We start from the raw sequence: 24277 nt of genomic DNA on the forward strand, positions 1-24277 counted from the left end.
TGGCCTGTTCGCGAGCAGGCTCGCTCCCACAGGGTTTCGTGTTCGTTTCAAGCGCCGGCGTCTGACTCAATATCCGCCAGTCGCTTCACCCTCCACTCATGTTCATGAACCGCACGACCTGCACCTCGCCTTGCGGGGTGAAGTCATGGCGCAGGGGTTTGCCGCGCAGGGCTTTTTGTACGGCGTTGATCACCGGCTGGTCCTCCAGTGGATAGCGGCGCAGCAGCCCGCGCAGGTCCAGAGCATCGTCCTGACCGAGGCAGAGCAACAGCTTGCCTTCCACGGTCATGCGCACCCGATTGCAGGTGCCGCAGAAGTTGTGGCTGTTGGGCGAGATGAAACCGATGCGTGTCTCGGGATGACGCTCCAGGCGAACATAGCGCGCCGGCCCACCGCTGTTTTCCGTGCTGTCGAGCAGTCGATGGTGGCGGGCAATCTCTGCCCTCACCTTTTCGCTGGAACAGAACGATTCACCGCGCGAGCGGCCGACATCGCCCAGGGGCATCTCCTCGATGAAACTGATGTCGATGCGCTGGTCGATGGCGTACTGCACCAGCGCCGGCACTTCGTCGAAGTTGCGCCCCTTCATCACCACGCAATTGAGCTTGATCCGTTCGAACCCGGCATCACGCGCCGCTTCGATGCCATGGAGCACCTGGTCGAGGTCGCCGATCCGGGTGATCGCGCGAAATTTCTGCGGGTCCAGGCTGTCGAGGCTGATGTTCATGCGCTTCACCCCCGCCTCCACCAAGGGCCGCGCCAGCCGACCCAGTTGCGAACCGTTGCTGGTCATCACCAGTTCGCGCAAACCGGGCAACGCGGCGATGTTGCGGCACAGGTCGACGATGCCCGGACGGATCAGCGGCTCGCCGCCGGTGAGGCGGATCTTGCGCACGCCCATGCCCACGAACAACGTGGCCAGGCGCTGCAACTCCTCCAGCGTGAGCACCTGCTGGCGCGGCAGGAAGGTCATGGTTTTCGCCATGCAATACACACAGCGAAAATCACACCGGTCCGTCACCGACATCCGCAGATAATCGATCTGCCGCCCAAAACCATCCTGCATCACAGCGTTCATCACGTCTCCCGGTTTGCCTCGATGCTTACTGCACCAGTGGTGAGTCGGCACCCTGCAAGTGAATACCGCGTACATCGGCCGCGCCGATCAGGGTTTGCAGGTACTGCACCAGGGCTTTTTGCCAGACCCCCTGTTGCAACTGCGTGCGAATCGCCGTCGCCACCGCCTCATAAGGCAATGGCTGGCCTTCGATGCGCTGATCGACGCTGATCACGTGCCAGCCATAACGGCTTTCCAGCGGTTTGCCCGCCAGCCCCGGCGCCAGGGTGAACAACTGACGCTCCAGCTCGGGCACGGTCTGGCCCTTGCTGATCTGGCCCAGCGAACCGCCCTGCTCCTTCGACGGACAGGCCGAATACTTCAAGGCCAGCTCGGCGAAGCTGCCGGGGAAATCCTTCAGCCGCTGCAACAGCACGTCGGCCTGATCATGGGCAATGCCCCGGGCCTCGGCATCATCCGGCGCGCATTCGAGCAGGATGTGCCGCACCGCCAGCAACGGCGCGCTGTGAAAACGCGCCCGATTGCTTTCGTAGTAGCGCCGACTGGTCACCTCATCCAGCTCTGGCACCTGTACCTCGCGTTCGAGCAACAGACGCGTGGCCGCCTCCTCTTCGTTCTCGCCGGCACCGATCTCGAGCGACAGCCCGAGCTCGGCAATGCGCTGCTGCAACAATTCGCGGATGACCAACGCCCTGGCGGCCAGGTACACCGCCTCTTCGCGACTCTGCGCCGGGTGATATTGCAGCTCCTGGGCCATCGCTTGCGGGGTGATCAGCACCTCGTTGACGCTGATGATCGGCCATTCCTGCTCACTGCTGGCAATCAACTGCGCCGGAGCCTCTTCGACCGCCGCCGGTTCTGCCGCGAGCGCTTCGAACTGCGCCGCTGCCACCGGTGCGACCTCGAGCACTTCCTCGGTCACCCTTGAAGAACCGCAGCCACCGCCGCCCCCACCACCGCCGCCACATCCACAACCTGACATGATGACCTCCTCAGAATTTCTGCCGAACGATTTGATAACGACGCCCCAGGTACCAGACCGGCGCGCTGACGATGTGCACCAGACGGGTGAACGGGAACAACACGAACAGGGTCAGACCCAGGAATACATGGAGCTTGTAGGTCAAGCCCACCGGGGCGATGGACGCCGCCGCTTCCATTGGCCGCAGCATCACGGTGTTCTGCGCCCAGTCGGCGAGCATCACCATCACCGAGCCATCCATGTGTGCGGTCGACGCGACGATGGTCAGCAGCCCGAGCAGCAATTGCGCCAGCAGCACGAACAGGATCAGGATGTCCGACGTGCTGGACGTGGCGCGTACCCGCGGGTCGGTCAGGCGACGCTTGATCAGCATCAGCAGGCCGATCAGGCACAGCAGGCCGAAGAAGCCGCCGGACACCATGGCCAGCAATTGCTTGTGCTCGGTGCTGATCACGTGGTGATAGATCGACGCCGGGGTCAGCAGGCCGACAAAGTGCCCGGCCAGGACGAACAGCACGCCGATGTGAAAGAAGTTGCTCGCCACGCGCATGCCGCGCTGGTTGAGCATCTGGCTGGAGCCCGCCTTCCAGGTGTACTGCGACAGGTCGAAGCGCGCCCAACTGCCGATCAGGCAAATCGCCAACGCCACATAGGGGTAGACCCCGAACACCAACAGATTCCATTTAGACATTGCGTGCCTCCTTGACTGGCTCGGCGGCCAGCCCTTCATGCTGAAAATCCACCCAGTGCAACGGCACTGCGCTTTCTTCCCGGGCCTTGCCCGGTGCGCTTGGCAGTGCGCCGCAGCGCTCCTGCTGCTCGGCCTTGAGGAAGTCCACGGCCTCCTCTTCCCAGATCTTGTCGAGGGCTTCGAGGGAGTCGTCGCGCACCTCGGCGGCGACCTGCTCACGCAGATCGGCCACGGCCTGGTGCGGCTCCGCCCCGGCAATCTGCAGCAGTGCCCGGAAGCAACTGGCGTAGGCACTTTCACGCTCCTCCAGACGCGCCGCGAGCAGGGCCAGCAAGTGCGCGACATCGGCCAGGCCCTCGCGGGCCTCGCCGTCTTCGCGAGTCGAGAGAAACTCCAGGTACAGCGGGATGTAGTCCGGCAGCTCTTTGACGCCGATGGCAAACCCGGCGTCTTCGTACTGCGCCATCATGTCGACCATGGCCTGGCCCCGGTCTCGGGACTCGCCGTGCACATGCTCGAACAACAGCAGCGACAGCGAGCGGCCCCGGCCGAACAGCGCACCGTAGTGCTCCTGGCCATCCATCAGGTCGTTGGCGCAGATCAACTCCAGCAACTCGAACAGCGCGCCACGTTGTTTCGGGCTGATTTCCCGGGACTGGTGGATCGCCTGTTCCAGCTCGTCGCGGCCGTTGACCAGGGTCTCGGTCGGATAGTCGAGCAACAACGAAATCACTTTGAGGATTTGCATGCTCAGTCCTCCCACAACTGTACGGTTTTCAGGACGTCGCGACGGTTGGCTTTCTTCGCCCCGAACAGGTTGGTGTCGGAGCTGCCACTGCAACCGCTGCCGAAACTGAAGCCGCAACCGGAGCGCTCGGCGAACGCGTCGCTCATGGCGTCTTCACGGTGGGCGCTCGGGACCACGAAGCGATCCTCGTAATTGGCGATGGCCAGGTAGCGATACATCTCCTCGACCTGGCCCACGTTCAGGCCGACATCCGCCAGCACTTGAAGGTCCGTGACCCCGTCGACTTGCTCGGAGCGTTTGTAGGCACGCATCGCCAGCAGGCGCTTGAGTGCGCGCTTGACCGGTTTTTCGTCGCCGGCGGTCAGCAGGTTGGCCAGGTAGCGCAGCGGGATACGCAGGCTGTCGACGTCCGGGATCACGCCGTTCATGCCGACGGTGCCGGCCTCGGCCGCGTTCTGGATCGGCGACAGCGGCGGTACGTACCAGACCATCGGCAAGGTGCGGTATTCGGGGTGCAGTGGCAGTGCGAGTTTCCAGTCCACGGCCATTTTGTAGACCGGCGAACGCTGGGCGGAGTCGATCACCGACTGCGGAACGCCATCGGCCAGGGCCTGGCGAATCACCGCCGGGTCGTTTGGATCGAGGAAGATCTCCAGTTGTTTCTCGTACAGGTCCTGCTCGTTGGCGGTGCTCGCCACTTCGCTGATGCGGTCGGCGTCATACAGCAATACGCCGAGGTAGCGGATACGCCCCACACAGGTTTCGGCGCAGACGGTCGGCATGCCGGCTTCGATCCGCGGGTAGCAGAAAATGCACTTCTCGGATTTGCCGCTTTTCCAGTTGAAGTAGATCTTCTTGTACGGGCAACCGCTGATGCACATCCGCCAGCCACGGCACTTTTCCTGATCGATCAGGACGATGCCGTCTTCTTCACGCTTGTAGATCGCGCCGCTCGGGCACGAGGCCGCACACGCCGGGTTGAGGCAGTGCTCGCACAGGCGCGGCAGGTACATCATGAAGGTGTTTTCGTACTCGCCGTAGATGTCCGCCTGGATCTTGTCGAAGTTCTTGTCCTTGCGGCGCTTGGCGAATTCGGTGCCGAGGATCTCTTCCCAGTTCGGGCCCCACTCGATTTTCTCCATGCGCTTGCCGGTGACCAGCGAGCGTGGACGCGCCACCGGCTGGTGCTCGCCCAGCGGCGCAGTGTGCAGGTGCTGGTAATCGAAGTCGAACGGCTCGTAGTAGTCGTCCAGGCTGGGCAGGTCCGGGTTGGCGAAAATGTTCGCCAGCACGCGGAATTTTCCCCCGATGCGCGGGTTGATCGACCCGTTGGCGTTACGGACCCAGCCGCCCTTCCACTTGTCCTGGTTTTCCCATTCTTTCGGGTAGCCGATGCCGGGCTTGGTCTCGACGTTGTTGAACCAGGCGTATTCCATGCCTTCGCGGCTGGTCCAGACGTTTTTGCAGGTGATCGAGCAGGTATGGCAGCCGATGCATTTGTCCAGGTTCAGGACCATGCCGATTTGTGAGCGAATCTTCATCTCAGTTCTCCTCGATGTCGGTCGGCAGTGGACGCGGCAAGGCATCGCCGTCGGTGCCATCGAGCCAGTCAATTTTGGACATTTTGCGGACCACGACGAACTCGTCGCGGTTGCACCCGACGGTGCCGTAGTAGTTGAACCCGTAGGCCTGCTGGGCATAGCCGCCGATCATGTGGGTCGGCTTGAGCACCACGCGGGTGACCGAGTTGTGGTGGCCGCCACGGGTCTTGGTGGTCTGCGCACCGGGCACGTTCACGATCCGTTCCTGGGCGTGGTACATCATCACCATGCCGTCCTTGACCCGCTGGCTGACCACCGCACGGGCGGTCAAAGCACCGTTGGCGTTGAAACACTCGACCCAGTCGTTGTCCTCGATGTTCGCGCGCTTGGCGTCGTTCTCCGAGAGCCAGATAATCGGGCCGCCACGGCTCAGGGTGAGCATCAGCAGGTTGTCGGTGTAGGTACTGTGGATGCCCCATTTCTGGTGCGGGGTGATCCAGTTCAGGACGATCTCGGTCTCGCCATTGCCGCGCTTGCCTTTCACCCCGGCGATGGTCCGGGTGTTGACCGGCGGCCGGTAGTTCATGAACTGCTCGCCGAACGCCTGCATCCACGGGTGATCCTGGTAGAACTGCTGGCGACCGGTGATGGTGCGCCACGGGATGTCTTCATGGACGTTGGTGTAGCCGGCGTTGTAGCTCACGTGTTCGTCCTCGAGCCCCGACCAGGTCGGGCTGGAGATGATCTTGCGCGGCTGCGCCTGGATGTCGCGGAAACGAATCGCCTCGTGGGCTTTGGACAGCGCCAGGTGGCTGTGGTCGATGCCGGTGAATTCCGACAGCGCCGCCCAGGCCTTGACGGCCACATGGCCGTTGGTTTCCGGGGCCAGGGACAGGATCACTTCGGCGGCATCGATGGCGGTGTCGATTTTTGGCCGACCCTGGCTGATGCCCGCTGCGGTTTCGTGATGATTGAGTTCGCCGAGGAATTCCACTTCCTCCTCGGTGTTCCAGTTGATGCCCTTGCCGCCGTTGCCGTGTTTCTCCAGCAAGGGGCCCAGCGAGGTGAACTGCTTGTAGATGTTGGTGTAGTCACGCTCCACCACTTGCAGGTTCGGCGCGTTCTTGCCCGGCTGTGGGGCCACGCCGGCGGTTTTCCAGTCGGTGCCGCCAAACGGTTGGGCCAGTTCGCCCACGCTGTCGTGCAGCAACGGCACGGTCACCAGGTCCTGCTCGACGCCCAGGTGCCCTTCGGACATGGCGGAAAACGCCTTGGCGATGCCTTTGTAGATTTCCCAGTCGGACCGCGATTCCCACGCCGGGTCGATCGCCGCCGACAACGGGTGAATGAACGGGTGCATGTCCGAAGTGTTCATGTCGTCCTTTTCGTACCAGGTCGCAGTCGGCAACACGATGTCGGAATAGACGCAGGTCGAGGACATGCGGAAGTCCAGGGTGGTCACCAGATCGAGCTTGCCGATGGCCCCCTCGTCGACCCATTCGGCTTCTTCAGGCTTGCAGTCACCGACCTGGCCGATGTCTTCGTTCATCACGCCGTTCTTGGTGCCCAGCAGGTACTTGAGCATGTACTCGTGGCCCTTGCCCGAGGAGCCCAGCAGGTTGGAACGCCAGATGAACATGTTGCGCGGGAAGTTGACCGGGCTGTCCGGCTGTTCGCAGGCAAAACGCAGCGAACCGTCCTGCCACGACTTGACCACGTAGTCCTTGGGGTCCATGCCGGCAGCGGCGGCATCACGGCAGATGTGCAGCGGGTTGGTGTTCAGTTGCGGCGCGCTCGGCAACCAGCCCGCGCGTTCGGCGCGGATGTTGTAGTCCAGCGCGTGCTCGGGGAACTGCGACTTGTCGGCCAGGGGCGAGAGCACATCGTGCATGCTCATCTTCTCGTGGCGCCATTGCGAGCTGTGCGCGTAGAAGAAACTGGTGCCGTTCATCTGGCGTGGCGGACGGCTCCAGTCCAGGCCGAAGGCCAGCGGCAGCCAGCCGCATTGCGGACGCAGTTTTTCCTGGCCGACGTAGTGCGCCCAACCGCCACCGGTCTGGCCGACACAGCCGCAGAGCATGAGCATGTTGATCAGCCCGCGGTAGTTCATGTCCATGTGGTACCAGTGGTTCATCGCCGCGCCGACGATGATCATCGAGCGACCACGGGTCTTGTCGGCGTTGTCGGCGAACTCACGGGCGATCTGGATGGCTTTCTCACGGCTCACGCCCGTGATCTGCTCCTGCCAGGCCGGGGTGCCGGGCACCGAGGCGTCGTTGTAGTCGCGGGCGACGTTGGCGCCACCCAGGCCACGGTCGATCGCCAGGTTGGCGGCCGAGAGGTCGAACACGGTGGCCACCTTGGCCACGCTGCCGTCGGCCAGCACCACGCTGTGCACCGGCACACGGCGGTACTGCACCGCATCGCCGGCCACGTGCTGGAAGTGCTCCTGCACTTCGCCGGCAAAATACGGGAAGGCGACTTCGGCGACGTCTTCACCGATCAGGCTGAGCTTGAGGTCGATCTCGCGACCTTCGCCACCCTCGCGAGGCAGGATGTTCCACTTGCCCTTCTCGCCCCAGCGATAACCGATGGAGCCCTGTGGCGACACCAGCTCGCCGCTGGCATCCAGGGCGATGGTTTTCCATTCCGGGTTGTTGTCCTGGCCGAGGTTGTCGGTCAGGTCGCTGGCACGCAGGAAGCGATCCGGCTGGTAACCGGCGCCCTCGGCCGCATCCGCCATCGGTTTGAGCAGCACCAGCACCGGCAAGTCGGTGAAGCGCTTGGCGTATTCGGTGAAATAGGCGCTCGGCTTGTCCAGGTGGAATTCTTTGAAGATGACGTGGTTGAACGCCTGGGCCAATGCCGCGTCGGTGCCCTGCTTGGGGTTGAGCCACAGGTCGGTGAGCTTGGCGACTTCCGAGTAGTCGGGGGTGATCGCCACGGTCTTGGTGCCCTTGTAGCGCACCTCGGTGAAGAAGTGCGCGTCCGGGGTACGGGTCTGCGGAACGTTGGAACCCCAGGCAATGATGTAGTTGGAGTTGTACCAGTCGGCCGATTCCGGCACGTCGGTCTGCTCGCCCCAGACCATCGGCGAAGCCGGCGGCAAGTCGCAGTACCAGTCGTAGAAGCTCAGGCAGGCGCCACCGATCAGCGACAGGTAGCGCGCGCCGGCGGCGTAGCTGACCATCGACATGGCAGGGATCGGCGAGAAGCCGACGACGCGGTCGGGGCCGTAGGTCTTGATGGTGTAGACGTTGGACGCGGCGATGATCTCGTTGACTTCATCCCAGCTCGAGCGGATGAAGCCACCCATGCCACGCTTGCTTTTATACGAGTCGGCCTTGGCCTTGTTCTCGACGATGCTGGCCCAGGCTTCCACCGGCGCCAGGGTCAGGCGCGCCTCGCGCCAGAGCTTGAGCAGCGGTTTGCGGATTTTCGGGTACTTGAGCCGGTTGGCGCTGTAGATGTACCAACTGTAGCTGGCGCCGCGCGGGCAGCCCCGGGGTTCATGGTTCGGCAGGTCGTTACGGGTGCGCGGATAGTCGGTCTGCTGGGTTTCCCAGGTGATCAGGCCATTCTTGACGTAGATTTTCCACGAGCACGAGCCGGTGCAGTTCACCCCGTGGGTGGAACGCACGATCTTGTCGTACTGCCAGCGGGAACGGTAGACGTTCTCCCAGTCGCGGGACTCTTTACGCGTCTCGCCATGACCGTCGGAAAACTCGTTTTGCTTGCGATTGAAAAACCGCATTTGATCCAGTAAATGACTCAAGGTTTAGTCCTCTCAGGCTTGCTGCGGGGTTCTGCGCCCCGCCCACGCAATGGTTGGATACGGGTCGTTTCAGCAGGGGTTCGCGGCGCCTTTGCGCGCGTAGCACCACCAGGTCACGACAATGCAACTCAGGTAAAAGCCGACAAACATGTAGAACGCCATCTCCGGGCCACCGGTCTGGGCCATCGACGTGCCAAAGGATTTGGGAATGAAGAACGCACCGAAGGCGCCCATGGCCGAACTGAAGCCGAGCACGGCCGCCGATTCCTTGCCCGCATCCTTGAGCGCCTGTTCACGCACGGCGGGCGGTTTGCCGGCCGAGGCTTTCTCGTGCTGGGTGCGAAAGATCACCGGGATCATGCGGAAGGTGGAGCCGTTGCCAACGCCGGTGGTGATGAACAGCAGCATGAACATGCCGAGGAAGCCGTAGAAACTGCCGCCCTGCGCCACTTCGCCGTTGTGGCTGACGGGCAGGAAGTGCAACACGCCGAAGACCATCACGATCATCAGCACGAAGTTCCACAGGGTCACCTTCGCACCGCCCAGCTTGTCCGCCAGCCAGCCGCCCAAGGGACGGACCAGGGCGCCCACCAATGGGCCGAGGAAGGCGAACTTCAGTGCGATGACATCCGGGAACGAGGTTTTGATCAGCAGCGGGAACGCGGCGGAGAAGCCAATGAACGAGCCGAAGGTCGCCAGGTACAACCAGCACATCAGCCAGTTGTGCTTGCGCTTGAAGATGACCGCCTGTTCTTTGAACGAAGCGCGGGCGCTGGACAGGTCGTTCATTCCGAACCAGGCCAGCACGGTCACCAGCACAATGAACGGCACCCAGATGAAACCGGCGTTCTGCAGCCACAACTCGCCACCGTCCGGCAGCACCTGCGATTTGCCACCGAGGAAGCCGAATACGCCGAAGGTGATCACCAGCGGGACACAGAACTGCATCACCGACACGCCCAGGTTACCCAGGCCGGCATTCAGGCCCAGTGCGGTGCCCTGTTGCGACTTGGGATAGAAGAAGCTGATGTTGGACATGCTCGAGGCGAAGTTGCCGCCGCCGAAACCGCAGAGCAAGGCAATCCACACGAACACGCTGTAAGGGGTGCTCGGGTCCTGCACGGCGAAGCCCATCCACAACGACGGGATCAGCAGCGACGCGGTGCTCAGGGCGGTCCAGCGCCGGCCGCCGAAGATCGGCACCATGAACGAGTAGAAGACCCGCAACGTGGCGCCGGACAGCCCTGGCAACGCAGCCAACCAGAACAGTTGGTCGGTGCTGAAGTTGAAGCCGATGGCGTTCAGTCGCACGATCACCGTGCTCCACACCATCCACACGGCAAACGCCAGCAGCAGTGCGGGAATGGAGATCCACAGGTTGCGCGTGGCGGTCTGTTTGCCGCTGCGCCCCCAGAACGTCGGGTCTTCCGGGCGCCAGTCGTGGATGACCGGGCCTTTGTCAGGCTTTTGCAGAACGGACATGTTCTTCTCCTAGGTAATGCTCGAATTCAGGGGCGGGTCTGCGGCGGCTCTTTGCCGAGCACCGGGTTTTTGCGAACTTCGCTGAGGTACATCCAGATGAGGGAGACCCAGACCACGCCGTACAGCAACATGAAGCAGGAGGAGCGCACACCGGTGAGGTCCACCAGGGCGCCAAACATGATCGGGAGGACGAAGCCGCCCAGGCCGCCGGCCAAGCCGACGATGCCGGACACCGCCCCCATGTTTTTCGGATAGTCGTTGGCGATGTATTTGAAGACCGAGGCCTTGCCGAACGCGAAGGCGATGCCCATGACGAACAGCAGCACGGTGAACAGCGCCGGGTTGAGGCCGATGTGGAAATCCACCGGGCCTTTGAGGGTCTGCACCTGCAACTGGGTCTGCGGGTACGACAGCAGGAACAGGCAGATCCAGCTGACCCACAGCACCCACCAGGTCACGCTCTGGGCACCCCAGCGATCCGACATCCAGCCGCCGACGGCCCGCAGCACGCCACCGGGCAGGGAGAAACAGGCGGCCAGCAACGCCGCGCTTTGCAGGCTGAAACCGTATTCCTGCACGTAGTACTTGGTCATCCACAGCGCCAGGGCGACGTAGCCGCCGAAGACGATCGAGTAGTACTGGCAGTAGCGCCACACCGCCGGGTCTTTCAGCGAGGCCAGCTGCTCGCGCAACGTGGCGCCCGAAGCACTGCGGTGCGTCTTGTTTTCGGCGCTGAGAAACCAGAACAGCAGCGCGGTGATGAACAGGATTGCGCTGAAGACTTTCGGTACCAACTGCCAGCTGCCGGCGGCAATCAATGCCGGGGCGAGAAACTTGGTCACCGCCGAGCCGGCGTTACCGGCACCGAACACGCCCATGGCGAAGCCCTGGCTGTCCTTGTCGAACCACTTGGCAACGTAGGCAATGCCGACCGAGAACGAACCGCCGGCCAGGCCGACGAACAGGCCCAACACCAGGAACTGCCAGTAGGCGGTGGCGTGGCTGATCAGGTAGAGGGGGCCGACGCAGGACAGCATCAGCAGGAAGAACACGATGCGCCCGCCGAAGCGGTCGGTCAGCAGGCCCAGCGGCAGACGGACCAGGGAACCGGTCAGGACCGGTGTGGCGGCCAGCAGGCCGAATTGGGTTTCGTTGAGCTGGAGCAGTTCCTTGATCGGCACCCCGAGCACGGCAAACATCATCCAGACCATGAAACAGACAGTGAAGGCCAGGGTACTCATACCCAGTACCAAGCCTTGTTGTACACGGGGTTGGGTCACAATGCTCTCCCAGTCAGTTAGCCATGGCCGCAGACTAAAGAGCCCTACCCCGCAAAAACTTGATCTGCATCAACGTCGACCCGAGGGCCCCAGGCCTATGCTGGTGCCATCTACCTCCAAGGAGGTAGCTCAGGAAAAGCCCGAAACCCCTTGTTTATCAGTGTTTTGACTTTTTCTACCCAGTGTTCTGTCGACAAGGATCCGTCGACAACTCTTTAGAGGTAGCACGCCCGGGACCGAGGCGCCGACCTACCCGGGAACGTTTCATGCCTTGTTTTCCCCTGTTCTGCGAAGGCCTGCGCCCATGATTCGCTGGTTGCGCAGTTCCCTGCCCGCTCGTGCCGGACTGGCCGTGATCCTGATTGCGGTGCTCGCCCTCGCCAGTTCCCTGAGCGCCGGGCTGATCGCCTGGTTCAGCCAGGGCGATGCCGCCGCCATCAACACCGCAGGCTCGGTGCGCATGGAGACCTACCACCTGAGCTGGAAACTCGGCGCCGGTGCTTCGCCGGAAGAAATCGCTGACATCTCCACCAGCCTGCAACGACGGCTCAACAGTCAATCGCTCAAGGCCGTGCTTGAAGATGGCCCGACCACTGCGCTGCAAATCAGCTATGGACAGATCCAGCAACAGTGGCGGGACGTGTTGCACCCGGCGCTGGAACGCGGTGACGCCGCGACCTTCCAGGCCCAGGCGCAGCCCTTCGTGGAACGCCTGAACCAGTTCGTCAGCCTGCTGCAACGCCAGAGCGAACAGAAGCAGGGCTGGCAACAGGTGATTCAGGGCATGGCCCTGTTCAGCACCATGATCATCCTGCTGATTGGCCTGTACGAATTGCAGTACGGCGTGGTCTCCCCGCTCAAAGAGCTGGTGAACGCCACCCAGCGCTTTCGTCGCGGTGATTTCCAGGTCCGGGTCAACCATCAGTCCCAGGACGAACTGGGCCAGTTGGCCACCAGTTTCAATGCCATGGCCGAGACCATCGAAGAGTCCCATCGCACGCTCGAGAGCCAGGTCCGGCAGAAAACCCTGAACCTGCAACAAGCCAACGCCGCCCTGGAACTGCTGTACCAGAGCAGCCGCAACCTGGCCACGCGCCTGGCCAATGCCGAAGGCCTGGACGACTTGATCCGGCGCTTCCAGCAACGCCTGCCCGGCCTGCGCCTGTCCCTGTGCCTGCAGGGCCAACAGCAGGCTCCCGCGCAACAGTTGATCGCCCTGCACGGTGCCAACAGCCGCGAGGTCTGCGCCAGCAGCGATTGCGCGACCTGTGACCGGCACCACAACACCAGCCAGCAGACCTTCAGCATCAGCAACCAGGGCAGCGAACTGGGCGAACTCAAGGCGCACTTCATCGACGGCCACCCCACGCAAGCCTGGGAAACCCAATTGATCCAGGCCCTGGCCAACCTGATCGGCACCTCGCTGTCGCTCAAGCGCCAACGGGAACAGGATCATCGCCTGCTGTTGCTCGAAGAGCGCACGATCATTGCCCGCGAGCTGCACGATTCGCTGGCCCAGGCGCTGTCCTACATGAAGCTGCAGGTCAGCCGCATGCAGACCCTGATGCGCCGCGGGGAACCGGTGCAGACCCTGGAAAACGTCACCAGCGAATTGCGCGACGGCCTGAACAATGCCTATCGCCAGCTGCGCGAGCTGCTGACCACCTTTCGCCTGCAGATCAACGATGCCGGGCTGATCCAGGAGCTCAAGGACACCGCCGCCGAATTCACCCGTCGCGGCGAGTTCAAGGTCCACCTGCACGTCGACACGCTGGCCTTCGAGCTGTCGGCCAGCGAACAGATCCACCTCCTGCAGATCACCCGTGAAGCGCTCTCCAACTGCCTGCGCCACGCCCATGCGCAGAATGCCTGGCTGGAACTGCGCCAGGACGGTGAAACCGTGAGGCTGCTGGTCGAAGACGATGGACGCGGCTTCAGCGGCGACGTCGACCAGCGCGAACACCACGGCCTGAACATCATGGATGAACGGGCGCGCAGCTTGCGCGGCCAATTGCACATCTTTTCCAGGGAGCCCCAGGGCACCCTCGTCCAGCTGCAATTCCACCCGGAATTCCTCGGACAGCACTCAGAAGGTAGCGTCGCATGAACCCTCAACACCGAATCCTGCTGGTGGACGACCATCCGATGATGCGTCGCGGCATCCGTCAGATGCTCGAGCTCGAAGATGATTTCATGATTGTCGGCGAGGCCAACCATGGCGAAGAGGCGCTGACCCTGATCGAGCCCCTGCAACCTGACCTGGTGCTGCTCGACAACAACATGCCGCAGATGAACGGCATCGAGACCCTGCGTCGACTGCGGGCCATGAATTTTACCGGCAAGGTGTTGCTGTTCACGGTGTCGGATGCCGAGGACGACATCCGCGATGCCCTGCGCCTGGATGCCGATGGCTATCTGCTCAAGGACATGGAGCCCGAGCTGCTGATCCAGTACATCCGCGATGCCTTGGACGGCACGCTGGTCGTCAGCCCCGGCCTGACCCGGGTCATGGCCCAGGCGTTGCGCTCGCCGCCGCGCCAGGCGGTGGTGGAACTGACCGACCGCGAACGCCAGGTGCTCAAGACCATCGCCGCCGGCCTGAGCAACAAGGTGATCGGGCACAAGCTGGGCATCACCGAAGGCACGGTCAAGGTCCACGTGAAGAACCTGCTGCACAAACTCGGTTTGCGTTCGCGCGTGGAGGCAGCGGTCTGGGCCATGGAGCACCTGCGCAGTGCGGGTTGAAGGGCATGCCTCCTTGGAGGTAGGCCGGCAGAGGCATAGGTCAACGGGCCTGCGCTCTTTACTATGAGCGACAGCGGAGGTACGCCATGCTGACCCACCCATCGATTGTTCTAACGTTGCGCCGTCATCACCTGTTCAGCCAACTGCCGGAGAAAGTCTTCGAGGAAGTCTGTTCCCTGGCGATGCTCAAGCGCCTGAGTTGCCACAGCACGCTCATGCACCAGGGCGACCCGGCCAAGCGTTTTTTCCTGCTGATCAGCGGACAGATCAAGCTGTACCGGCTGACCGGCGAAGGCCAGGAAAACCTGGTGGAAATCATCCAGCCGGGCCAGACGTTCGCCGAAGCCCTGCTGTTCAGCCAGGCCCGCCTCTACCCGGTGAGTGCCACGGCGCTGAAGGACAGCGTACTGGTGACCATCGACGGCCAGCACTATCGCAATGCCCTGGAAGACCAGCCGAAAGTCTGCCTGGCGATCCTGGCGAGCATGAGCATTCACCTGCACCTGCGTCTGCGCGACATCGACACCCTGACCATGGCCAGCGCGAGCCGCCGGGTGATCAACTTCCTGCTCCAGGAACGCCACCCCGTCACCGGCCAGATCGTCCTGCAAGTGTCCAAGCGCCTGGTCGCGTCGAAGCTGGGTATCCAGCCGGAGACCTTCTCGCGGATTCTGCATCGGCTGGTCGAGTGCGAGCTGATCGCGATGGAGCGGCGCAACATCCGCCTCCTGGCGGACGAAGAGGCGTTGGCGGCGTTCCAGTAGGCGTAATTGATTGCAATCAATTGTGTAACGCTGCGCACCTTGCACACTGGAGCGGTCCACCTCAGGAGAATTTCCATGTCCGCCTCAACCCTGCCTCTGGTTTACGCCTGCTCGGGCTGCTCCAACGTCGCCCAGCTGGCCAACACCCTGGCTGTGCGCCTGGACCGCAGCGGGGTGGCGGAAATGTCCTGCATCGCCGGCCTTGGCGGGCACGTGAGCTCGCTGGTCAACAAGGCGCGCTCGGGGCGCCGGATCTACGCACTGGATGGTTGCCCGCTGCAATGCGTGGAGAATTGCCTGAAACAGCATGGGCTGCACGCCGATGTGCATCTGATTCTCAGCCATTACGGCTTGCGCAAGCGCTATGGCGAGGACTGCACGCAGGAACAGAGTGACTCGTTGTTCGAAGGCATCAAACAACTGATTGCCAGCGACGCCCGCCAGCACGAGCCCAGCGCCCAGGCCCAATGAAATTCCCTTGTGGGAACGGTCTCGCTCGCGAAGGCGGTGACACATTCAACAGGGATGTCGACGGATCCACCGCTGTCGCGAGCAGGCTCGCTCCCACAATTTCGGGAATTACACTGTCTTCACTACAACCCAGGACCTCGTGGGAGCGAGCCTGCTCGCGATGACTTCGGCACATTCAACGGTGGTGTCGACGGGTCTACCGCTTTCGCGAGCAAGCTCGCTCCCACAGTTTCGGGAATTACACTGTCTTCACTACAACCCAGGACCTCGTGGGAGCGAGCCTGCTCGCGATGACTTCGGCACATTCAACGGTGGTGTCGACGGGTCAACCGCTGTCGCGAGCAAGCGCCTTTCCACGGGTCACACCGTGAATCGGCCCACGAGCCCTTCCAGCTCATGGCCAAGGCGCGCCAGCTCGATGCTGGATGAGGCCGTTTCCTCACTGGCGCTGGCGGTCTGGTCGGAAATGTCACGCACGTTGATCACGCTGCGATTGACTTCTTCGGCAACCGCACTCTGTTCTTCCGCGGCGGTGGCGATCTGCTGGTTCATGGCCTGGATGGTCGAAACCGTACGCGTGATGCTCTCGAGCGAATCGACCGCCAGGCGTGTGAACTCCACGCTGCTTTTGCTCATGTCCAGGCTGGTGTCCATGCTCAGGGACACGGCCTGGGTGCTGCTCTGTATGCCGACGATCAAACTTTCGATTTCCTCGGTGGACTGTTGGGTGCGCCGGGCCAGGTTACGCACCTCGTCGGCCACCACGGCAAAACCACGCCCGGCCTCGCCCGCGCGGGCGGCTTCAATGGCCGCGTTCAGTGCCAGCAAGTTGGTTTGCTGCGCCACGGCCTTGATCACATCCAGCACACCGCCAATCTTGTCACTCTGCCCCTTCAGATGGAGCACCGCCTGCGCCGAGCTACCGACTTCCACGGCCAGGCGCTCAATGCGTTCGATGGCATCGCCCACCACTTGTTCGCCCTGGCTGGCCAGCTGATCGGCAACGGTCGCGGCCCGGTAGGCTTCTTCGGCGTTGCGCGCCACATCCTGCACGGTGGCGGTCATCTCGTTCATGGCGGTGGCGACGTGATCGGTTTCCAACTTCTGGCTGTTGACCCCGGCACTGGTCTGTTCGGTCACCGCAGACAACTGCTCGGCGGCGCTGGCCATCTGGACGACACTGTGGCGAATCCCGCCGATCAACTCACGCAAGGCCAGCGTCATCTGCTGCAGGCTGGATTGCAGTTGGCCCAGTTCATCACGCCGGTCAATATTCACATCGTGGCTCAGGTCACCGAGCGCCACACGCGACATCGCTTCAAGGGTGTGTTGCAGAGGGTTGACGATTTGTCGGGTGATCAGCCACGCGGTCAAGACACCGATCAATAACGCAAGTATCCCAATCCCGATGAGTAATGACTTGGCAAACGTCGAATCGTTATCACGCTTGATATTCTGCGCATCGATCAGTTCCTGGGAAGTTATAAGTAGACGATCGCCTAATTGCGCCATTCGACTATACAAAGGCTTGGTATCGATAGAGGACTGGCCCAGTTGCGACAAGTGCTGGGTGTACTCGTTGACAACGTCAATCTGCTCCGCCAGCAACTTCCGATCGCTCGGCGTACTGAAGTGTCCCTGAATACCCTGCAAATGAATGGTCAGCCGCTCGAGCACCTTGCGCACCGGCTGCAGGGCCTCAGCCTGGGTGCTATTGCCCGCGCGCAAGCGCTCGATACGCAACTCTCTGGTGTATTCACCGACCTTTACAATGTCCTCGATCTTGGCGCCCCGCTCCGTCAGCGTGTTCAACGCATGCCAACCGGCAATCACCAACAAGATGACCAAGCCTAATACAAGGCCAAAACCCAGTGCCAATTTGGCACCTACACGGATATTCCTGATCCAGACAAACATACAGACTCCAAGTGCGTCACTAGTTGAAGTCGGTATCGGTTCCGGTGTTTTTCTCTGTAGTAGACTTTAGTCAACTATATGTGTGGATATATTTCACAAACAGCACTTGCGGACATTGCACATCGTGGGCGCGAGCAGGCTCGCTCCCACAAAGGTTCTACTGCGCCGCCAACCCCTTCCCTGCCCGCTCAAGATTTCGCCACAGCCACACTGGCAGGACGTCCGGGTCGAGGCTGTCGATCAGGTTTTTCAGGGCCAGCCCCAGTTCGGTGTCGCCCTCGATCACCAGACGCCGGCGGAAAAACAGGGTGTCCGGGTCTTCCTGGCGGCTGGCCAGCAGCAGGAATTCTCGCCAGTTGCCGCTGATGGTCACGTGCGCGGTGGCCTGTTCGGCGATCCGCAGGCCTTCGCGGTTGAGGGTCATGAACCAGGACAGGCGCAGGTCCGGAATGCGCAGGCATAACCAGCGCCCGCGCAGCATTTCGAACTCACCGTCGCGCAGTGGCTCGGCGAGGCAGCGATTCAGTGCCTGTTGCAACGCCAGGCGCTGCACGACAAAAGGCACACGGCGCACCAGCGGCAACAGCCGGTCGGCGCCCTTCAACAACCAATTTTTCCGGTTCAGCACAGGCCCACCTCCTCGACGCGCAACATGCCGGGCTGGCCATGCCAGTAACCGTTACAGCCGTCGACGAACAGCGGCGGCGCTTCACCCGAGCGCACGCGCTGATAGGCCGCAATGACCTCCGCCATGCCCTGGGCCCGCGGACTCAGGCGCAGCAGGTCGGCGCCACAGGCCACCAGGCCGGGGTAATCGGCAAGCAGGTTGGTGACCTCCGCCGACAGGGTCTGGATCCCGTTGAGGGTAAACAGCGCCTGCCCTTCCTGACTGGTCAACGCCAGGCCGTCGGGGTAGTTGAGGCAGCAGAACTGGCAGTCGTCCTTGGGTCGGTTTTCCGCCCGTGCAGTGAAGCAGCGCGCGGAATAAGCCAGCGGCAAATGCCCATAGGCGAAGATCTCCACTTCAGGCACCGCATGCCCCAGTTCACGCACCTGCTCGATGACATCGCGGATCAGCGTCGCCGAGCACTCCACCGGCGGCACCCAGCGCGTCATGCCGCTGTCGAGCATTTGCCCCAGCGAATGGCCGTTGTACAGATTGAGCGCCGGCCCACCCACGAACGGCAACTTGCGCTCGGCGAGGAACTGCACCGCGCTCATGTCGTTGGCTTCTACCAGCAACTGGCCGTTGTCGCACAGGCGCCGCACACTGGACAGTTCGGACGCCGCTTCGATCAGCGTCAGGCTGGACATCACCAACTGCGCCTGACTGCATTCCTGCAACTCGCGGCCCAATCCCAGCCACTGATCGAGGGAAAACGCCCGGCGTTTCGAGCACACGGTCTCTCCCAGGTAAATCACATCCAGAGGCTGGTTCGACATCTCGGCGTAGAAGTTGCCGAGTTGTGTTTTGTCCCAATAAAACAGAACCGGTCCAAGGCTGAGTTTCATGTTCTATCCCTCATTGCCATGATCGATGATAAGCACCCAGGGTGGTCTGGCTGCCTTCGGACAGACCGGCCAGCACCTTGCGCCATTCCTCCTTGACCCGAAAACTGCTCGGTGCCCCGCGATGGGCATCCAGGGCGGCGCGCCAGACCCGGGTGACCTGCTCGACATACGCCGGGCTGCGTTGGCGACCTTCGATTTTCACTGCTTCGACACCGATGGCCGTGAGTTCGGGAAGCAGGTCCAGGGTGTCGAGGCTGGTGGGTTCCTCCAGGGCATGGAAGCGTTTGCCCTCGACCAGGAAACGACCCTTGCACAAGGTCGGATAGCCGGCCGGTTCGTCAGGGGTGTAGCGGTCGATCAGCACTTCGCTGAGGCGCGCGCTCAAGCCATCGGCATCCTCGCTCCAGCGCACGGCCTTGGCCGGCGAGCAGACGCCGCACAGGTTCGGCGACTCGCCGGTGATGTAGGAAGACAGATGGCAACGCCCTTCCGCCATGATGCACAGGCTGCCGAAACCGAAGACCTCGATCGGCACCGTACTGTTCGCGGCGACCTGGCGCACCTGGGCCAGCGACAACACTCGCGGCAACACCGCGCGACGGATGTCGTAGCGCTGCGCATAGAACGCCAACGCCGTGGCATTGGTTGCCGAGCCCTGGACCGACAGGTGCAAGGCCAGTTGCGGATGACGCTTGCTGGCGTAGTTGAGCACTCCGGGGTCGGCGGCAATCAACGCATCCACGCCGAAATCGGCGGCACGGTCCACCGCCCGCTGCCAGCGTTCCCAGCCTTTGGGCTGCGGGTAGGTGTTCACCGCGACGTAGATTTTTCGCTGGTGTTGATGGATATGGGCGACGGCGGCGTCGAACTGTTTGTCGTCCATGTTCAGCCCCGCAAAATGCCGGGCATTGGTATCATCGCGAAAGCCGACATACACGGCATCGGCGCCTTGGCGCACCGCCGCTTTCAGCGCAGGCAGGTTCCCTGCCGGGCAGACCAGTTGCATGGGTAATCCTCGTGAAGAAACGCCTGCGGACCGTCGTCTGGTGCCTGTGGCGCGAGGGTCCGCAACCAACCTGAAAAGGCGCTGCCAGTCTAGCCAGACCGGCAGGAACGACCTTGACGGCAATCAATTGCCTTCACTGCGTCAGGCTGGCGAAAGGCAGGAACATCACGTTGTCGTGCTTGAGCACTTGGGTCTCGCGCTCGATCACCGCCAGGCCGTCGGCCCAGCAGGCAGCCATCAACATCGCCGAGCTTTGCTGAGGGTGCAGCGCCACGCTCAACCGGCCTTCGGCATCGGGTACAAGGCGTGCCCGCAGGTATTGCCGACGCTTGTTGCGCTGCGCCCAGTCGAACCCGGCCGTCACGGCCAATGGCACCGGCAACACCTCTCTCACCCCTTGCGCCCGGAGCAGGAACGGCCGCACCACCACCAAAGCGGTAATCAGCGCCGCCGAAGGATTGCCCGGCATGCCGATCCAGGGTTTGCCGAGCACTTCGCCAAAGGCCAGCGGCTTGCCGGGCTGTATCGCCAACCGCCAGAAATCCACGCGGCCCGTTGCCTTGATCGCCTGCTTGAGATGATCTTCCTCGCCGACCGACACGCCGCCGGAACTCAGCAGCAGATCGCACCGTGAAGCGGCCCGGCTCAGGGTCTGGCGACTGATCGCCAGGTCATCGGCCATGACCCCGTAGTCGTGCACCTCGACGCCCCAGCCGCGCAACAACGCGGCGAGCAGGTAGCGGTTGCTGTTGTAGATCTGCCCCGGTTCCAGCGACTCGCCGGGCTCGCGCAGCTCGTTACCGCTGCTGAGCAGGCCGACCTGCAACGGCCGGTAGACCTCGACCCGCGCCACACCGGCGCCGGCCAGCAGCCCCAGTTCCTGAGCGCGCAGGCGTTTGCCCTTCGCGAGCAGCAAGGCGCCGCGACGGATCTCTTCGCCCTCCTTGCGCACGTGATCGCCCAGGTTCACCGGCGGGAACCACACGCCCTCGCCCTCGACCCGACAACGCTCCTGTGGCACCACCGTCTCGGCGCCCACGGGCAGCGGCGCGCCGGTAAAAATCTGCACCGCGTGCTGCGCGAGCAAGGCCGGGCCTGGCGGATCACCCGCCGCAATGCGCCCGCCCATCAGCAGGTAGCCGCCCTCCGGGGGCAGGTCCGAAGCCCTGAGGGCATAACCGTCCATGGCGCTGTTGTCCCAGGCCGGCAGGTGCACCGGGGACAGGATGTCCGCCGCCAGCACCCGGCCGATGGCTTGATCCAGCGCTATCATCTGCGCCAGTGGGGGCGGCGGCACCTGCTCCAGCAATCGGCCGATGGCCTCGTCCACCGGCATCAGGTGCCCGAGGTCACACACCCGCCCGCTCACGAGCGCGTCTCGCAAGCGTCGATCACCCGCTGCGACTGCGCTTTCAAATGCGGCGCGAAATTGCACGGGCCGGTGCGGCTGTCCAGCTGCTCAACGAGAATTTTGTTCCAGGCGGTGCGGCAGGCCCCCGGCGAACCGGGCACGCAACACACCAGCACGCCGTTGCTCATGCCGGCCAGGGCCCGGGATTGCAGACTGGACATGCCGATCTCTTCCAGCGACACCTGGCGGAACAGTTCGCCAAAACCTTCCACGTGTTTGTCCAACAGCGGCACGACCGCTTGCGGTGTGTTGTCGCGAGCGGTAAAGCCGGTGCCGCCCGTCATCAGGATGACTTGCACCTGGGGGTCGGCGATCCAGCGGGACACGGTGGCGCGGATCTGATAGATGTCGTCCTTGACCAGGTCGCGATCGATCAACCGGTGCCCGGCCGTTTGCAGCAGGTCGGCCAGGGTCTGACCCGAGGTGTCGGTGTCGAAGGTCCGCGTATCGCTGATGGTCAACACCGCAATGTTCAGCGGTTCGAAGGTGCGTTGCGCCAGATGGGCCATGTTCAAGCCTCCCATGAATAATGATTGGGACAAGCCTGAACCGGATTGGCAGCCTGGCCTATTCCTCCAAGGAGGTACCTCGACAGGCAAACCGGGTTCATGGCGCCAGCCGGCTGCGACGCCAGTGGCCGTCGTGCAGGCGATAATCGACGCGGTCATGCAGGCGGTCGGCGCGCCCCTGCCAGAACTCCAGACGCTCGGGGTGCAGGCAATAACCACCCCAGTGTTCGGGACGTACGACGGGCTCGTCGACAAATCGCTTGGTGGTTTGCGCCAGCAGTTGATCCAGCGCGGCACGGCTGGCCAGCGGGCGACTCTGCGGAGACGCCCAGGCCCCGAGGCGACTGGCCACCGAGCGGCTGTCGAAGTAGGCGTCCGACAACGCCGGGTCGAGCTTCGATACCTGCCCTTCAATGCGCACCTGGCGCTCCAGCCCCGGCCAGAAAAAAGTCATGGCGGCCTGCGGGTTGGCGGCCAATTGCTGGCCCTTGTCGCTCTGGTAATTGCCGAAAAAAGTAAAACCTTCGTCGCTCAGGCCTTTGAGTAACAGCACCCGGCAATGCGGCCGGCCTTCATGGTCGACGGTGGCCAGCATCATGCTGTTGGCTTCGACCGGCGCCTGCTCGGTCTCGCGGGCCTGTTGCAGCCACTGGCGGAACATTGCCAGTGGGTCGTCCAGCGCCTGTTCGTCCTGCAATCCAAACAGCGTGTAGTTACGGCGCATTTGCGCCAGGGAAAGCGTCATGGCGGGGTTCTCCGGTGGTTTTCTGCCCAGTGTGCGAGGCACCGGGCGAAACCACCTTGACCGCCATCAATCGCGCCTCGCTTACTTGAGCCCCAGGCGCCGGGCCAGCTTGTGCAGGTTGCTCGCGTCGACCTCCAGCATCCGCGCGGCACGCGCCCAGTTGTCGTCGGCCAGGCGCAGGGAATGCAGGATTTTCTGTCGCTGGCACTCGTCCACCGCGTCGCTCAAGGCCTGGAACGGCACGTCGTTCGCCTCTTCCTGCGGCTGCTCGGCGACCACGCTTTGGGTGCCCATTGCACTGTCAAGATCGAGCACCTGGGGCTCCAGCGTGATGATCAACGCGCGACTGGTGCCACGACTGAGTTCCTTCAAGGCGGCGCGGCTGATGACGTGCTCCAGCTCGCGCACATTGCCCGGCCAGCTGTACGCCAGCAGCGCCCGTTCAGCGGCGGGTGACAGGCGCAGGCCGCGCAGACCGAGCCGTGCCCGATTGAGTTCGAGGAAATGCCCGGCCAGCATCAACACGTCGTTACCACGTTCGCGCAAGGCCGGGATCGGCACCGGGTACACCGAGAGCCGGTGGTACAGGTCGGCGCGAAACAGGCCGTCGCGGATGCTGTCCGGCAAGTGGCGGTTGGTGGCGGCGATGATCCGCACGTCGACATGCAGCGGCTGGTCCGCGCCCAGGCGCTGGATCTCGCCGTTCTGCAAGGTGCGCAGCAGTTTCGCCTGCACGCTCAAGGGCAACTCACCGACTTCATCGAGAAACAGCGTGCCGCCGTTGGCGGCGTCGAAGCGGCCGGCGCGGTCACTGGTGGCACCGGAAAAGGCCCCTTTGACATGGCCAAACAATTCACTCTCGGCCAGTGACTCCGGCAACGCCGCGCAGTTGACCTGGATCAGCGGCTTGTGACTGCGCCGCGACAGACGATGCAAGCGCCGGGCGAACAGCTCCTTGCCAACGCCGGTCTCCCCCAGCAGCAGCACCGGCAGGTCGGAGTCGGCGAGCACATCCAGTTCGTTGAGCAAGTGGTGCACAACGTCGCTCTGGCCGATGATCTCGCCCTCTTCGACAGGCATGTGCAAATCCTGGGGGTCGCTGCGCGACAGGCGCAGGCTGCGGTTTTCCTGCTCCAGGCGCGTGACGCGCACCGCCGCTTCGATCTGCAGCGTGCAGCGTTTGAGCTCATCCCGCGCACGACTGTCAAACGTCCCGGGGTGCAGCGCATCGAGGGTGATCGCGCCCCAGATCCGCCCCTCCACATACAGGCTGACGCCCATGCAGTCATGCACCGACAGCGACTCGCCGGCCTGATGATCGACCAGGCCGTCATAAGGGTCCGGCAGGCGACTGTCGGGCTCGAACCAGGTCGGTTCGCGTGACGCCATGATCGCGGCCAGGCGTGGATGTTGCGCGATGACGAAGCGCCGCCCCAACGCTTCATGGGCCAGGCCCACGGTGGCCACCGGTCGCAGGCTGTCCTCATCCAGGCGCAGCAGCCCTACGGCCCCACTGTTGAAGTACTCGCGCAAGGTCTGCACCAGACGCTGCAACCGCACGGCATTGGGCAACTCGACAATCAGGTCGGCCGCCAGGCTTTCACGCAACATGGTAGTCAT

Annotated in this window: 19 protein-coding genes and 1 pseudogene; 4 read left to right on the forward strand and 16 right to left on the reverse strand. The window is 63.0% G+C overall.

The window, feature by feature from the left end; translation table 11 throughout:
- Positions 1-85: 85 nt before the first annotated feature.
- From moaA to IB249_RS24035, 8 genes and pseudogenes are all read right to left on the reverse strand, one after another.
- Positions 86-1078, reverse strand: a complete 993-nt coding sequence (moaA, locus tag IB249_RS24000; RefSeq protein WP_192308221.1) for a GTP 3',8-cyclase MoaA — start codon at positions 1076-1078, stop codon at positions 86-88.
- A 25-nt stretch (positions 1079-1103) separates the two neighbouring features.
- Positions 1104-2063, reverse strand: coding sequence for a peptidylprolyl isomerase (locus tag IB249_RS24005; protein ID WP_192308318.1), 960 nt, complete (start codon positions 2061-2063; stop codon positions 1104-1106).
- Positions 2064-2070: 7 nt separating this feature from the next.
- Positions 2071-2751, reverse strand: a complete 681-nt coding sequence (gene narI, locus IB249_RS24010) for a respiratory nitrate reductase subunit gamma (RefSeq protein ID WP_192308222.1) — start codon at positions 2749-2751, stop codon at positions 2071-2073.
- The gene (gene narJ / locus IB249_RS24015; RefSeq protein ID WP_192308223.1) at positions 2744-3499 is read right to left on the reverse strand and encodes a nitrate reductase molybdenum cofactor assembly chaperone; all 756 of its coding nucleotides are present in this window, start codon (positions 3497-3499) and stop codon (positions 2744-2746) included. The genes narI and narJ overlap by 8 nt, the downstream gene beginning before the upstream one ends.
- Before the next feature lie 2 nt (positions 3500-3501).
- Positions 3502-5040, reverse strand: coding sequence for a nitrate reductase subunit beta (narH, locus tag IB249_RS24020; protein ID WP_192308224.1), 1539 nt, complete (start codon positions 5038-5040; stop codon positions 3502-3504).
- A gap of 1 nt (position 5041) precedes the next feature.
- Entirely contained in the window at positions 5042-8815 is a 3774-nt protein-coding gene (locus IB249_RS24025; protein ID WP_192308225.1) for a nitrate reductase subunit alpha, read from the reverse strand.
- 69 nt (positions 8816-8884) lie between these two features.
- Positions 8885-10297 carry a NarK family nitrate/nitrite MFS transporter gene (locus IB249_RS24030; protein WP_192308226.1) on the reverse strand — a complete coding sequence of 471 codons (1413 nt, stop codon included), beginning with the start codon at positions 10295-10297 and terminating at the stop codon, positions 8885-8887.
- Positions 10275-11577: pseudogene (locus tag IB249_RS24035) on the reverse strand (MFS transporter). Before IB249_RS24035 ends, IB249_RS24030 begins: the two are co-directional and overlap by 23 nt.
- A 304-nt stretch (positions 11578-11881) precedes the next feature.
- Between IB249_RS24035 and IB249_RS24040 the strand changes: the two are divergent.
- The 4 genes from IB249_RS24040 to IB249_RS24055 all read left to right on the forward strand — a co-directional run bounded on the left by IB249_RS24040 (position 11882) and on the right by IB249_RS24055 (position 15557).
- Positions 11882-13684, forward strand: a complete 1803-nt coding sequence (locus IB249_RS24040; protein ID WP_192308228.1) for a HAMP domain-containing protein — start codon at positions 11882-11884, stop codon at positions 13682-13684.
- Entirely contained in the window at positions 13681-14322 is a 642-nt protein-coding gene (gene narL / locus IB249_RS24045; RefSeq protein ID WP_192308229.1) for a two-component system response regulator NarL, read from the forward strand. Before IB249_RS24040 ends, narL begins: the two co-directional genes overlap by 4 nt.
- An 86-nt stretch (positions 14323-14408) precedes the next feature.
- On the forward strand, positions 14409-15086 hold the full coding sequence (locus IB249_RS24050) for a Crp/Fnr family transcriptional regulator (protein ID WP_192308230.1): 678 nt from the start codon (positions 14409-14411) through the stop codon (positions 15084-15086).
- A gap of 75 nt (positions 15087-15161) precedes the next feature.
- The gene (locus IB249_RS24055; protein WP_192308231.1) at positions 15162-15557 is read left to right on the forward strand and encodes a putative zinc-binding protein; all 396 of its coding nucleotides are present in this window, start codon (positions 15162-15164) and stop codon (positions 15555-15557) included.
- 360 nt (positions 15558-15917) lie between these two features.
- Here the strand turns inward: IB249_RS24055 and IB249_RS24060 are convergent, their stop codons facing one another.
- The 8 genes from IB249_RS24060 to norR form a co-directional block, all read right to left on the reverse strand.
- Positions 15918-17474, reverse strand: coding sequence for a methyl-accepting chemotaxis protein (locus tag IB249_RS24060; protein WP_192308232.1), 1557 nt, complete (start codon positions 17472-17474; stop codon positions 15918-15920).
- 157 nt (positions 17475-17631) lie between these two features.
- The gene (gene ubiT, locus IB249_RS24065; protein ID WP_192308233.1) at positions 17632-18102 is read right to left on the reverse strand and encodes a ubiquinone anaerobic biosynthesis accessory factor UbiT; all 471 of its coding nucleotides are present in this window, start codon (positions 18100-18102) and stop codon (positions 17632-17634) included.
- The gene (locus tag IB249_RS24070) at positions 18096-18986 is read right to left on the reverse strand and encodes a U32 family peptidase (RefSeq protein WP_192308234.1); all 891 of its coding nucleotides are present in this window, start codon (positions 18984-18986) and stop codon (positions 18096-18098) included. The genes ubiT and IB249_RS24070 overlap by 7 nt, the downstream gene beginning before the upstream one ends.
- Positions 18987-18996: 10 nt before the next feature.
- Positions 18997-19992, reverse strand: a complete 996-nt coding sequence (ubiU, locus tag IB249_RS24075; protein WP_192308235.1) for a ubiquinone anaerobic biosynthesis protein UbiU — start codon at positions 19990-19992, stop codon at positions 18997-18999.
- Positions 19993-20125: 133 nt separating this feature from the next.
- Entirely contained in the window at positions 20126-21361 is a 1236-nt protein-coding gene (gene glp / locus IB249_RS24080; RefSeq protein WP_192308319.1) for a gephyrin-like molybdotransferase Glp, read from the reverse strand.
- Complete coding sequence (moaB, locus tag IB249_RS24085) at positions 21358-21912, reverse strand: molybdenum cofactor biosynthesis protein B (RefSeq protein ID WP_192308236.1); 555 nt, start codon at positions 21910-21912, stop codon at positions 21358-21360. Before moaB ends, glp begins: the two co-directional genes overlap by 4 nt.
- Positions 21913-22009: 97 nt before the next feature.
- Positions 22010-22657 carry a pyridoxamine 5'-phosphate oxidase gene (pdxH, locus tag IB249_RS24090; RefSeq protein ID WP_192308237.1) on the reverse strand — a complete coding sequence of 216 codons (648 nt, stop codon included), beginning with the start codon at positions 22655-22657 and terminating at the stop codon, positions 22010-22012.
- Between the two features lie 81 nt (positions 22658-22738).
- The gene (gene norR / locus IB249_RS24095; RefSeq protein WP_192308320.1) at positions 22739-24268 is read right to left on the reverse strand and encodes a nitric oxide reductase transcriptional regulator NorR; all 1530 of its coding nucleotides are present in this window, start codon (positions 24266-24268) and stop codon (positions 22739-22741) included.
- Positions 24269-24277 lie beyond the last annotated feature (9 nt).

The organism is Pseudomonas sp. PDM04, from assembly GCF_014851765.1.
In the GTDB taxonomy this organism is placed as follows: domain Bacteria; phylum Pseudomonadota; class Gammaproteobacteria; order Pseudomonadales; family Pseudomonadaceae; genus Aquipseudomonas.